Source organism: Bacteroides cellulosilyticus DSM 14838, assembly GCF_000158035.1.
GTDB lineage: Bacteria > Bacteroidota > Bacteroidia > Bacteroidales > Bacteroidaceae > Bacteroides > Bacteroides cellulosilyticus.
This window is the reverse complement of sequence record NZ_EQ973492.1, coordinates 96,427-109,576: the sequence shown is the minus strand read 5'-3', so window position 1 is coordinate 109,576 and position 13,150 is coordinate 96,427. Positions and strand designations below refer to the sequence as shown.

The window sequence follows — 13,150 nt, the reverse complement described above, 5'->3', positions numbered from 1 at the left end:
TTAATAACTTATACTGCATTCATTTCATTTCAGAACTTCCTACCATCGCGGAAAAAGAAGCTGTGAAACATCTATGTGGAGCTTCTGGAGCCAAAAGCTATAAACGGGTGATTAAGGAAGATTAGTTGTCTTTTAATCGTTCGTTTAATGGGCGCAAAGGTAAAAGGTATTTTTTGAATGACCAAAATGTTTGATAAAAATATTTTTTCAGGCTCTCTTTTCCTCATGTAAGCATCTCATATATAAGATTTTATATTCTAAAAAAATATCATTAATATCTATTCAACTTGATGTTTTTATAAGAAACATTTTCTTTACAAATATTGGTGTCCATTAAACGAACGTTTTTTGAACACCTATCCGTTTTCACTCCAACAAATTATATATCAGTCAATTAAGCGTCGTAAAACAGTATATAAAATCAATATTATCCCAATATTCTTGTCCACTCTTCTTTTTACACTTACCTTCGTAACTTGCAACATATTTTTTCATCACTAATTCTGACATAAAATCATTAGAAGTATGAAAAATAATAAAGCTAATAAAGCAGCAAAAAAAAACTGCAAAAGAGAACGAAAACAACAGTAAACAATCAATTAAACAAAGGATTAGGTTGAAAAGAGGTCCCAAAACAGGAGCTACCATTACGAGAATAATCGACCGCAGGGATATTATAGAAAAAGCATATTTGGAACTCTATATAACAAACTGTCTGGACGTATCGCCGGAAAACGGATTGACAACGCTTGCACGTTTTTTATATAAAAACGAAAAGTTTTTGAAAAATAATGGTAAACAGATAGCTGTCAATACCATAAGACAGGAATTGACAGATATTGCCAAAGAATGCGACTTCAAAAACCCAAGAGGTAAAAAGAGAAAATAATAACAAAATACAGGTATGAATTAGTGTTGAATAACATGTTGCAAAAGAGCCTATCTTTGCTCTCGCTTTAGCAAAGATTAAGCCCCGCTATGAGAAGATGCCGCTTTATCCCAAAGTGACATCTTCTCTTTTTTATGCCCGACAGACTGCCGAAGTAAAATAAAAAAAATGAAAGTTACTCAACTAAGAAACAACGCAATGGAAAACATTTTCAGAATGTCGCTATTCATGCCTCCTATCTCACCGATAAGAGATAAAATTTCCGGAAAAAACCTGAGAAATGCCACACTAACCCCACTACGCACAGTGGATGTGAACGAAGTACACAAACTTATCACTTCAAACGCGAAACTTGCCGCACTCACCCACGAAGTACGAAACGCCGCACTGCTGGGTGATGACAATACCTGCCGCCTCCTGAAGCAGCAGACACTGCCCTACGTGACTCCCTGCGGAGTCTTCACCCGCCGGCGAAGTGACTGCATAGAAGAAGCCTCCGGACTGGTAGTAGTGGACATCGACCATCTTGAATCTACCGAAGAAGCCGAAAAACTGCGCCAACTGTTATTCGACGATCCCTATCTGTGCCCTGCCTTAGTGTTCGTCAGCCCCACCGGACAGGGTGTGAAAGCCTTCGTGCCCTGCGCCATAGGGCAAAGTGCTACAGATGGAATCCGCTGGGCCATGAACTATGTGCACTGTATGTACGACACCGACCACCAGCAATCGGGAAAAGGAGTGGATACGGTCGGGAAAAGACCTCGTACGCCCTGTTTCCTATGCCATGATCCGGGAGCGTTGATCAGAATTACAAATGGCGAGTAATAAATTACGAATTACAAATTACAAATTAAGCATTCAATGGAACCAATATCTTCATTGCATCTCCTGACCGAAGCCGTCAGGAATGCGGGAGCAGACATCGCTCCCAGTTATCAAGAGTATATACAACTTGCCTTTGCCATCGCCACGGACTGCGGAGAGGCAGGCCGTCAGGATTTTCTCGCCTTGTGTAGCCTTTCATCAAAGTATGACCCGCAGGCAGCCGAAAAACTATTCAGCAACGCGCTGAAAACCGGACACAACGACGTACATATAGGCACAGCCTTCCACCTGGCCGAGTTGTGCGGCGTAAAAATTCAAGCCGAAATTCCATCCGGCGTTGGTACACTTGGTACACAAGGTTCACCCTCATCTTCCGCTTCACACACACGCGCACGTAAAGAAGGAGAAGAAGTAAGCATATGCGAAGAAGACACGGCAACGGGTAGCGACCCGATATCACCTCTACCCACTTTCGACGAACGCACCCGGTGGCCTTATCCCCTGGGGCGTATCCTGAGCTGCGCTACCTCCCGCACACAATACGATATTCTTCTATTGGGAACGGTCACTGTGCTGGGGGCAAGTATGGGGCGGAACGTCCGGTGTGCTTATGGAGGAAAAATGACGTCGCCCTGCCTGCAAACTTTTGTCGTGGCACCATCCACATCGGGCAAAGGTATACTATCACTGGTACGCCTGTTGGTAGAGCCCTTTCATGATGAGATCCGAAAGCAGACGGCTGAAAGTATGGCATGCTACCGGCGTGAAAAATCAAAGTACGAAGCGTTGGGCAAAGAACGGGCGAAGACCGAAGCGCCCATGATGCCTCCCGACAAGATGTTCCTCATCCCCGGTAACAATACGGGAACCGGCATCCTGCAAAACCTGATAGATTCCGACGGAACAGGCCTGATATGCGAAAGCGAAGCCGACACCATATCCACCGCCATCGGCTCAGAATACGGACATTGGAGCGACACCATGCGAAAGGCTTTCGACCACGACCGGATCTCCTACAACCGACGCACTGACCGGGAATACCGTGAAGTGAAAAAGGTGTTTCTTGCCGTACTCCTGTCCGGTACCCCCGCACAGGTAAAACCACTGATACCCACTACCGAAAACGGGCTATTCTCCCGAGAACTATTCTACTACATGCACGGTATACACCACTGGCAAGACCAGTTCGATCTCAACGACAATAATCTCGAAGAGACTTTCAACACGCTGGGCATGGAATGGAAAGAAAAACTAAAGGCTATCGTCATGGGCGGAACTTTCACACTACGCCTCACCGACGGACAGAAGAAGGATTTCAACCAACTGTTCTCCAATCTATTCACCCGTTCAGAACTGTCAAACGGCAGTGAAATGTCGAGCAGTGTGGCACGTCTGGCCATCAACATCTGCCGCATCATGGAGGTAGTGGCAATGCTCCGCGCATTGGAACAAGGGGAGATAACCCGTTCACCCAATGTATCGCCCGATCCCGGCACCAATCCCGACAATCTGAAAGACCATATCATCACCCTATGGGATCTCAGCATCACCTCCGACGATTTCCACGCTGTGCTGTCGCTCGCCGAAAGCCTCTACAGCCACGCCATCCACATACTCTCCTTCCTGCCCGCCACCCAAGTGACCAGTCGGGGAAATGCCGACCGCGATGCGCTTGTGCAATGCATGGGGGAGAGATTTACACGAGCTGAATTCATACATAGAGCCGAAGAGATGGGTATCAAGCCCGAAACCGCCTCCACCTGGCTGAAGCGCCTGCAGAAGCACGGTCTGGTGGAAAGTACGGACAGAAACGGCACTTATCGCAAGCCGGGTAAGCGGTAAGAAGTGGTGAGGGATTAGTGATTAGCAGGGGGACTCACACATTATATACGCGCACGTGTGTGTGTGAAGCGAAAGGGAAGGGTGAACCTCTGTACCAAGTGTACCAACCTCACCATTACAAAGCCTCATCTCAGCTTTGTATCTCTCAATCTCAACCTTGCATCCCTCAACCTCAGCCTTGCATCTCCCAACCTCAGCTTCACACCGCTAAACCTCAGCTTTACGTCCCCAAACCTTAGCTTTAAGGTTCCCCCAGTGCGCCTACTATCAGGCTCACCTGGGCGGGCGTATAGGAGCGTGAACGGGGAGAAAGCCCCAGGGCGGACAGACCGGCACGCAGACCGGGATAAAGATCGATCCAATGTTTCAACTTACGGTAGGCAGACTCCGGACAGAGATCGGGACAATAGAGTTGGGCAAGTTCAGTACGCCCATAGGTACGGATTTCAAAAGAGTTCATATCTGATATTCATGTGTTATATTTCATCAAAGGTAGCGATAAATCATGACATTATCAAGTATATACATAGAAATAACAGACTAAAACCGCCCCTAATCGGCTCTAACAACCAGAAAGAGACAAACGCCCATACCCGCAGTATTACCTTTGCATTGTTGAGTTCAACAGCATGAATTTTCAAGTATTAATTTTTAAATTATCTACAAACTATGATTCGTTACAAAAAGTATCAAGTGACGGGCGAAAACAGCCCGCTGAAAGGTTTCTGGTATGCGCGTCCCGTAATTGAAGAGACGTTCGACATTGAGAAACTTGCCAAACACATGTCTAACCACAATACTCCCTACTCAAGTGGTGTCATCAAGGGAGTGTTGACGGATATGGTTTCCTGCACCAAGGAACTTATTCTGGATGGAAAGAATGTAAAAATGGATGATCTGGCAATTTTTTCCGTAGGAATTGTCAGCAAAAAAGGCGCAAAATCTGCCGCCGACTTCTCACTGGCTAACAACGTAAAGGGGTTGAAACTCCGCGCCCGTGCCACGGGTGAGCTGAGTAATGCTCAGATTAATCTGGAAGGACAATTGAAAGAGTCTTCCATGTACACCGTGGGAGGCAGCTCGTCCGACAATACTCCCGGTGGCGGTTCCGGAGGAGACGGCGGTGGTCTCGACGAAAATCCGTTGGGATAACTCCTGATTCACATAATAAATTATAAATCATCAATCATTATGAATGAAGAAAAGAAGTCAAAAAACGTGTGGGGCATTGTCCTCAAAGTAATCATCACCGTAGCCACCGCCATTGCGGGAGCTTTAGGGTTAGGCGCCTGCCAGTAGACATGCGCACGATTACCCTACTCATTATTCACTGCTCGGCCACGCCTCAGGGCGTGGGCCTGAGCTTCGAAGATTGCCGCCGCGATCACATTCGCCACCGCGGCTTCAGTGACATCGGCTATCACTTCTACGTGACCCGTGACGGTGAGATTCACCGTGGCCGCCCACCGGAAAAAGTCGGAGCGCATTGCCTCAATCATAACCGACACTCCATCGGTATCTGTTATGAAGGAGGTTTGGATGCCGACAGTCAGCCATCCGACACTCGCACCTTAGAGCAAAAAACATCGCTGCTTGCACTACTCCGCGAATTGAAGCGCATCTTTCCACACGCTCTGATTGTAGGTCATCATGACCTGAATCCCATGAAACCTTGCCCTTGCTTCAAGGCAGAAAGGGAATATAGGGGGCTGTAAGAAGGCTCCCTTTTTGGGGTTCGAAACGGGATAGGTAATGAGTTTTCACCACAGAGTAACACAGAGTTTCACGGAGTTCTATTCTTTTGATTTCAAATTGATTAAACTCTGTGTTACTCTGTGGTGAATTAATTCATAACGGAAAAGAAAAGAAAAGAACAAAAGTGATTAGTGTTTGGTGATAAGTGATTAGCGCCATTTGGTATATTATTTTTTAGACGCGGATGACACGGATAACGCGGATTTAAAAGGCTGCGCTATAAAAGTGGATAAAAAAAGATCCGCGTTATCCGTGTCATCCGCGTCTAAAAGATTATTTATCATTTAGTTCATAACCCGTCCAAAAAGAATTAACCCTTCCTGGATTGATTCCTTTATTTTTCGTATCTTTGGCCCTCATTATTCAAAAAACGACTCAACATGATACAGTTATTCCATCGCATGATTTCCGCCGCCCTCGGCATTTCCGAGAAGCAAATCGGCCATACACTTGATTTATTGGAAGACGGAGCTACCATTCCCTTCATCAGTCGCTACCGCAAAGAAGCTACCGGCGGACTGGATGAAGTGCAAATTGAAGCCATCAAAACACACTATGAGAAGCTGAACGAAACAGCCAAACGGAAAGAGACCATCATCAACACCATCAGCGAGCAGGGGAAAATGACTCCCGAACTGCAAAAACGTATTGATGAAACATGGGACAGCACCATTCTTGAAGACATCTACCTACCCTATAAACCCAAACGCCGCACACGTGCGGAAGTAGCCCGCCAGAAAGGACTGGAACCACTGGCGACATTACTGATGCTGCAACGGGAACCCAACCCTGAGAAACGTGCGGAAGCATACGTCAAAGGAGAAGTGAAAGATGCCGAAGACGCACTGAAAGGGGCACGGGACATCATTGCCGAACAGGTCAGCGAAGACGAACAGGCACGCAACACCGTGCGTTTTGCCTTCCTCCCGGCAAGCCGTCATCACCGCCAAAGTAGTGAAAGGAAAAGAAACTGAAGCAGATAAATACCGGGATTATTTCGAATTCAGTAAACCACTGAAGAAATGTACCTCGCACCAGTTGCTCGCCATCCGTCGTGCCGAAGCCGAAGGTCTGCTGAAAGTCAGCATAAGTCCTGATGACGAGGAATGTGTAGAGCGTCTGGAACGCCGCTTTGTCCGTAGCAACAACGCTTGCGGAGAACAAGTGGCGGAGGCCGTACAAGATGCCTACAAACGCCTGTTGAAGTCGTCCATCGAAACTGAGTTTGCCGCACAAAGCAAGGAGCAGGCCGATGAAGAAGCTATCCGGGTATTCGTCCAGAACCTGCGCCAGCTATTGCTCGCTTCTCCGCTGGGACAAAAACGGGTAATGGGCATTGATCCGGGCTTCCGTACAGGTTGTAAGGTAATATGCCTGGACGCACAAGGCAACCTGCTCCACAATGAGAACATCTATCCGCATGCTCCGGTGCACAAAACCGCAGAGGCTGTATCCAAAATACAAAAAATGGTGGAAGCTTATCAGATAGAAGCCATCGCCGTAGGCAACGGAACCGCAAGTCGTGAAACCGAAGATTTTCTGAAACATCAAACTTTCAGACAGGACATTCAGGTATTTGTGGTGAGCGAACAGGGCGCCTCTATCTATTCCGCATCCAAAATTGCCCGGGATGAGTTCCCTGAATACGACGTCACGGTACGTGGAGCCGTATCTATTGCCCGCCGCCTGATGGACCCATTGGCGGAACTAGTGAAAATAGATCCGAAGTCCATTGGCGTGGGACAATACCAGCATGATGTGGATCAGACGAAATTAAAAAAATCACTGGATCTGACCGTAGAAAGCTGCGTAAATCTGGTTGGTGTAAATCTGAATACGGCAAGTAGCCACCTGCTGACGTATATTTCCGGTTTAGGCCCTCAGCTGGCACAAAACATCGTGAACTATCGTGCGGAAAACGGTGCATTTACCTCCCGCAAGCAACTGATGAAAGTACCGCGTATGGGAGCCAAAGCATTTGAGCAATGCGCCGGTTTCCTTCGTATTCCACAGGCTGAAAACCCCTTGGATAATACGGCCGTACACCCTGAGAGTTATTGCATCGTAGAGCAGATGGCAAAAGACCTGGGATGCAGCGTAGCAGAACTTATCGCCAGCAAGGAGCTCCGCCTGAAAATAAAACCGGAGAAATACCTCACTCCTACCGTGGGTATGCCGACATTAAAAGATATTCTGCAAGAATTGGAAAAACCCGGACGCGACCCGAGAGGTCCGATAAAGATTTTCGAGTTCGACAAGAATGTACGCACCATCAACGACCTGCGCGAAGGTATGGAACTCCCCGGTATCGTAGGCAATATCACCAACTTTGGCGCATTTGTCGACATAGGTATCAAAGAGAATGGTCTGATCCATCTTTCGCAGCTGGCCGACCGTTTCGTTTCAGACCCGAATGAGATTGTCTCTATTCACCAGCATGTCCGGGTCAAGGTGCTGAGTGTGGATATGGACCGCAAGCGGATTGCTTTGAAATTGGTTAGTGACGCTTCATGATACAATCATATCCAGATCACGCTATCTAATAAAATAGTATAATTCTCCATTTTTAAACCTTCTCAATATTGTAACCATTACAATATTAATTATCTTTGTTCCCGAATTGGTTCCGAATGGCTCTTCTGCCATTCGGATTAAAAGGGAATCGGGTGAAAATCCCGGACAGTCCCGCTGCTGTGAAGCTCTATACAACTTTTCAATAACACCATAGCCACTGAATGTCTTGCAGTAGAAAAGAAGACATCGGGAAGGCATTGAAAACAAAGAGTCAGTCAGAAGACCTACCATTCATCAAAGGCTGTTTCTACTCGTGGGATTAGGGAAACAGTGCGAAATAATACAATAATTTTATACATAAACATCTCATGGAAATAACCAAGAGAAATGGAATGGCAGAGCCTTACAACAAGGAGAAGGTAGCCATTGCCATACGAAAAAGCTTCGCCAGCACCGGACAAAGTGTTACGGATGAAACAATACTCACGCTGGTAAATGAAGTGGAAAATTTCATCCTCAGTGACACCGGCAATCGCCACGTAGAACGGATCCAGGATGAAGTGGAGCGGTCCCTGATGGAACATGGCTTTTATGCCGAAGCCAAAAACTATATCCTTTATCGCTGGCAACGGACAGAACGGAGAAAAGCCCTCAACCACATAGTAAATGAAACTGGCGACGAAACAATAACGGACACCCTGAAAGGTATCGGGCAAGACTTCCCGCGCAATGAATACAGCCTGACCCTGCTTGCCGAAAAATTCTCCAGTTTCTACAAACCGGAAATGACACCGAACGAACGGTTAACGGCTCTTATAAAAGCGGCTGTAGAGCTAACTACCCAGGAAGCCCCCGACTGGGAGTTTATTGCCGCCCGATTACTCAATTTTCAGTTAAGCAAGAAATTGACTGAACAGGCAGAGTTCGCCGGTGTCCTGTCTTTCTATGAAAAGCTGCGTTATCTCACGGACGAAGGATTATACGGCAGTTATATTTTAGCCTCCTATTCACCGGAAGAAATAGAAGAAGTAGCAGGATTTATATGTCCGGAGCGTGACAAGCTCTTCAACTATTCCGGACTGGATCTGCTTGTCAAACGCTACCTTATCCGTACACGCTCCCATGAACCGATTGAATCCGTACAAGAAATGTATTTGGGTATTGCCCTTCATCTTGCAATGCCGGAAAGGCACAACCGTTTGCAATGGGTAAGAAAATTCTATGATCTGCTGAGTAAACTGGAGGTAACCATGGCTACTCCTACACTTGCCAATGCCCGAAAACCTTATCATCAATTGTCCAGTTGCTTCATCGACACCGTGCCCGACAGTCTGGAAGGTATATACCGAAGCATTGACAACTTCGCCATGGTCAGCAAGTTCGGTGGAGGTATGGGAATGTATTTCGGCAAAGTACGTGCGGCCGGTGGAAATATACGGGGTTTCAAAGGTGTGGCAGGAGGAGTTATCCGGTGGATGAAACTGGTGAACGACACAGCCGTTGCCGTAGATCAGTTGGGAATGAGACAAGGAGCAGTAGCCGTATACCTGGACGTATGGCACAAGGACCTGCCTGAATTTCTGCAACTGCGCACCAACAACGGGGATGACCGCATGAAAGCCCATGACATATTTCCGGCGGTATGCTATCCGGATTTATTCTGGCGGATGGCGAAAGAGGATTTGAACCAATCATGGTATTTATTCTGTCCGAATGAAATAATGACCATCAAAGGATATTGCCTGGAAGATTATTACGGAGAAGAATGGGAGAAAAGATATTTGGATTGCGTAAACGATTCCCGTCTTTCCAAACGCAGCATGAGCATTAAGGATATCGTCAGACTGGTGCTACGGTCAGCAGTAGAAACAGGCACACCTTTCACTTTCAACCGTGATGCCGTGAATCGCGCCAACCCCAACAATCACCGGGGAATCATCTACTGTTCCAACCTTTGTACGGAGATTGCACAGAACATGTCGGCCATAGAGACAGTTTCTACTGAGATACGCACGGAGGATGGGGATATGGTAGTGGTGAAAACAGTCCGTCCCGGCGACTTCGTGGTATGTAATCTCGCCAGTCTTTCATTGGGACATCTACCGTTGGAAGACGAGCAACAGATGAAAGAAAAAGTGGCAACAGTGGTCCGTGCACTCGACAATGTCATCGACCTCAATTTTTATCCGATCCCTTTTGCACAGATAACCAACCATCATTATCGCAGCATCGGTTTAGGAGTCAGCGGATATCACCATGCACTTGCATCCGTGGCATACGCTGGGAAAGCGAGGAACATCTTAGCTTCATGGACAAGATCTTTGAACGTATCAATTACGCCGCCATCGAAGCGAGTGCCGAACTGGCCAAAGAAAAAGGACGGTACGACTACTTTGAAGGAAGCGACTGGCAAACCGGAGCTTACTTTACAAAACGCAATTATGACTCACCCGCATGGAAAGCACTGGCCGCAAAGGTTGCAGCATCCGGAATGAGAAATGCCTATCTGCTGGCCATAGCCCCTACCAGCAGCACCAGCATCATAGCCGGAACCACCGCAGGAACAGATCCGGTGATGAAACGCTTTTTCCTGGAAGAGAAGAAGGGAGCCATGTTGCCACGTGTAGCCCCGTCACTGTCTGACAAAACATTCTGGTTGTACAAAGGTGCCTATCTGACGGATCAGCAATGGAGCATCCGCGCCGCCGGTGTCCGCCAGTTGCATATCGACCAGGCACAAAGCCTGAACCTTTACATCACCAATGAATTCACCATGCGCCAGGTGCTGAATCTCTACCTGCTGGCATGGGAGTGTGGAGTGAAAACAGTCTATTACGTCCGTAGCAAATCTCTGGAAGTAGAAGAGTGTGAAAGCTGCGCATCATAAAAACTTAAAAACTAAAATAATATGGAAGCAAAAAAACTAAAGAGAAATGCCCTGTTCAACCCTTCAGGTGATACGGAAATCCGCCTCAGAAAAATGATCGGTGGTAATACGACAAACCTGAATGATTTCAATAATATGCGATACAAATGGGTAAGCGACTGGTATCGCCAGGCTATGAACAATTTCTGGATTCCCGAAGAAATCAATCTCACTCAGGATACGAAGGATTATCCCCTGCTGGATGAAGCCGAACGGACTGCTTACGACAAAATCCTAAGTTTTCTGGTATTTCTGGATTCCCTGCAAAGCAACAATCTGCCCACTATCAGCGAATACATCACGGCCAACGAAGTAAATCTTTGCCTGCACATCCAGGCTTTTCAGGAATGTGTGCACAGTCAGAGTTACAGCTATATGCTCGATACAATCTGTAGTCCGGAGAAACGCAATGACATTCTTTACCAATGGAAAACGGATGAGCATTTATTAAAAAGAAATACCTTTATCGGTAACTGTTACAATGAATTCCAGGAAAGTCAGGATGGCTTTACGCTAATGAAGACTTTAATTGCCAACTATATTCTGGAGGGTATTTATTTTTATAGCGGTTTTATGTTTTTCTATAATCTGAGCCGGAACGGGAAGATGTCCGGCTCCGCTCAAGAAATCCGTTATATCAACCGAGATGAGAACACGCATCTCTGGTTGTTTCGCAGCATCATCCTGGAACTGAAAAAAGAAGAACCGGAATTATTTACCCCCGATAAAGTGCAGATATACGAGAATATGATGCGCGAAGGAGTGAAACAGGAAATTGAATGGGGACAATACGTTATAGGCGACAACATACAGGGACTCAACCGGCAAATGATTGCTGACTATATTCACTATCTGGGCAACCTACGCTGGAGCAGTCTGGGAAATCCTCCGCTATACGAGCACAACCGGAAAGAACCGGAAAGTATGCACTGGGTGTTGCAGTATTCAAACGCCAATATGGTGAAAACCGATTTCTTTGAAGCCAAAAGTACGGCTTACGCCAAGAGTACAGCGCTGGAAGATGACTTATAATCGTTGATTCACTTTCCGGCTTTGTATCTTCAGAATAATCGCAATAGCAATAATCATCAACGCGGTGCACAGAACAGAACCTTCGAACCCGAATGCACCGCCGTTGATGATATTCTCTTCCGGTAATTCTAAAGACAATAAAGTACCGCCCAATCGTCCTCCGCTTACTTCGAAACCAAGAATCGGACCTTGCAGCCAATTCCAGAAAAGATGAAGAGCGATAGGAAACCATAAATTACGCGTATATATGTAGGTAGAACCTATTAAAATCCCTGCCAACAAAATATTCAGAAAAGCAATCAGAGAAAAATTGGGATTAAAAATATGCATCAGGGAAAACAATGCAGACGAAAGAAACAATGCCACAAAACGATTGACACCTGCGGTCAGCAAATGCCCCAGGACAAAACCGCGAAAGGCAATCTCTTCTGCAAGGGCAACCAGCAACATTAATATCCAAGACAGCAGAAAATCGTACGCGCTAAAGTGTACGGCAGTAATTTCAACCTCTCCCAACCCATATAATATTCCAAATCCGACAGTATAGATAGCCAAGGCAACGAATGTACCCCAGAAGATGTCTTTAGCCCGTCCTTTCAGGGATAAACCCAAGTCTGTAATCGGAAGGTGGTCCCAATTCTTCAGCAGAACCCAAGCCGCCAGGAAAGTTCCCGCCAGAAAACTACTTTGCATGACAACTTCTTTCAAAATTCCATCTATCTTAAAAAAAGAGACCGCTTTGATGCAAACAGCCCCCAATACTCCGGCAAATCCCAGCATCAAAAGTATATAAACGATAACTTTTGCTGCAACAACCAGATAAATGACAAGTTTCGACTCTTGCGGGGCAATATTTATATTTTCGTTCATTGATTCCATATCCTTAGTTTCTATATGTTAATACCCCAGCAAAAATACCTATAAAATTAAAAATAGAAAGCAAATTCCTGCAAAAAGCGTATATTTGTCTAAACATATCTATTACTGTCATGAAACTAAAACGAACATTAGCCACTATAATGCTGGCTGCATGTACTTACGCAGCAGTTGCACAAAATGCAGGCACACCAGCTAATAATAAAACTTTTTTTGTAGCCAAGCCCGGCACTCTGGTATCCATGCTCACTGAGGATGAAGCCAACAGCGTCACCCATCTTACATTGACCGGAAAACTAAATGCCATTGACTTCAAACATCTGCGCGATGAATTCAAGAATCTGAAAGTGCTGGATATCTCCAACGCATCCATCAGTACATACGCAGGTAAAAGCGGCACTTACCCCGACCGTTTCTATATTTATCCGCCCAACTGTGTACCGGCTTATGCATTCTGCCAGCAGACCAGCGACAGTACTTTCACCGGAAAA

9 protein-coding genes, 3 pseudogenes and 1 riboswitch are annotated in these 13,150 nt (G+C 46.2%); of the genes and pseudogenes, 10 read left to right on the top strand and 2 right to left on the bottom strand.

The features are described from left to right. The first annotated feature begins 616 nt into the window (after positions 1–616). The 3 genes from BACCELL_RS18460 (at position 617) to BACCELL_RS18450 (ending at position 3,556) form a co-directional block, all read left to right on the top strand. Positions 617–889: a hypothetical protein gene (locus BACCELL_RS18460; protein WP_007213503.1), complete on the top strand. Its 273-nt coding sequence runs from the start codon at positions 617–619 to the stop codon at positions 887–889. A 198-nt stretch (positions 890–1,087) separates the two neighbouring features. Then, on the top strand, positions 1,088–1,714 hold the full coding sequence (locus tag BACCELL_RS18455) for a BT4734/BF3469 family protein (protein WP_211211333.1): 627 nt from the start codon (positions 1,088–1,090) through the stop codon (positions 1,712–1,714). 36 nt (positions 1,715–1,750) lie between these two features. Continuing rightward, the gene (locus BACCELL_RS18450) at positions 1,751–3,556 is read left to right on the top strand and encodes a DUF3987 domain-containing protein (protein WP_007213501.1); all 1,806 of its coding nucleotides are present in this window, start codon (positions 1,751–1,753) and stop codon (positions 3,554–3,556) included. Between the two features lie 241 nt (positions 3,557–3,797). On the opposite strand, the gene BACCELL_RS18445 is transcribed toward BACCELL_RS18450, so the two are convergent. Beyond that, entirely contained in the window at positions 3,798–4,016 is a 219-nt protein-coding gene (locus BACCELL_RS18445) for a DUF4248 domain-containing protein (RefSeq protein ID WP_007213500.1), read from the bottom strand. A gap of 209 nt (positions 4,017–4,225) precedes the next feature. Here BACCELL_RS18445 and BACCELL_RS18440 point away from each other — a divergent pair, with 209 nt between their 5' ends. The 6 genes and pseudogenes from BACCELL_RS18440 (at position 4,226) to BACCELL_RS18420 (ending at position 11,783) form a co-directional block, all read left to right on the top strand. Continuing rightward, the gene (locus tag BACCELL_RS18440) at positions 4,226–4,708 is read left to right on the top strand and encodes an HU family DNA-binding protein (protein WP_007213498.1); all 483 of its coding nucleotides are present in this window, start codon (positions 4,226–4,228) and stop codon (positions 4,706–4,708) included. 39 nt (positions 4,709–4,747) lie between these two features. After that, positions 4,748–4,855 (top strand): smalltalk protein, encoded by a 108-nt coding sequence (locus tag BACCELL_RS27785; protein ID WP_149920649.1) that lies wholly within the window; start codon positions 4,748–4,750, stop codon positions 4,853–4,855. Between the two features lie 2 nt (positions 4,856–4,857). After that, positions 4,858–5,271 carry an N-acetylmuramoyl-L-alanine amidase gene (locus BACCELL_RS26135; RefSeq protein ID WP_081450833.1) on the top strand — a complete coding sequence of 138 codons (414 nt, stop codon included), beginning with the start codon at positions 4,858–4,860 and terminating at the stop codon, positions 5,269–5,271. A gap of 420 nt (positions 5,272–5,691) precedes the next feature. After that, positions 5,692–7,825: pseudogene (locus BACCELL_RS18430) on the top strand (Tex family protein). Positions 7,826–7,915: 90 nt separating this feature from the next. After that, positions 7,916–8,131, top strand: a riboswitch (cobalamin riboswitch). Positions 8,132–8,193: 62 nt separating this feature from the next. Beyond that, positions 8,194–10,712 (top strand): annotated as a pseudogene (locus BACCELL_RS18425) (ribonucleoside-diphosphate reductase subunit alpha). Between the two features lie 21 nt (positions 10,713–10,733). Further along, a complete protein-coding gene (locus BACCELL_RS18420; RefSeq protein WP_007213491.1) occupies positions 10,734–11,783 on the top strand; it encodes a ribonucleotide-diphosphate reductase subunit beta in 1,050 nt (349 codons plus the stop codon). Here the strand turns inward: BACCELL_RS18420 and BACCELL_RS18415 are convergent. Next, the gene (locus BACCELL_RS18415) at positions 11,778–12,662 is read right to left on the bottom strand and encodes a CPBP family intramembrane glutamic endopeptidase (protein WP_007213490.1); all 885 of its coding nucleotides are present in this window, start codon (positions 12,660–12,662) and stop codon (positions 11,778–11,780) included. The two genes, BACCELL_RS18420 and BACCELL_RS18415, sit on opposite strands and share 6 nt — an antisense overlap. Positions 12,663–12,802: 140 nt before the next feature. On the opposite strand from BACCELL_RS18415, the pseudogene BACCELL_RS18410 reads away from it, so the two are divergent. After that, positions 12,803–13,150, top strand: a pseudogene (locus BACCELL_RS18410) (leucine-rich repeat domain-containing protein); the annotation flags it as partial.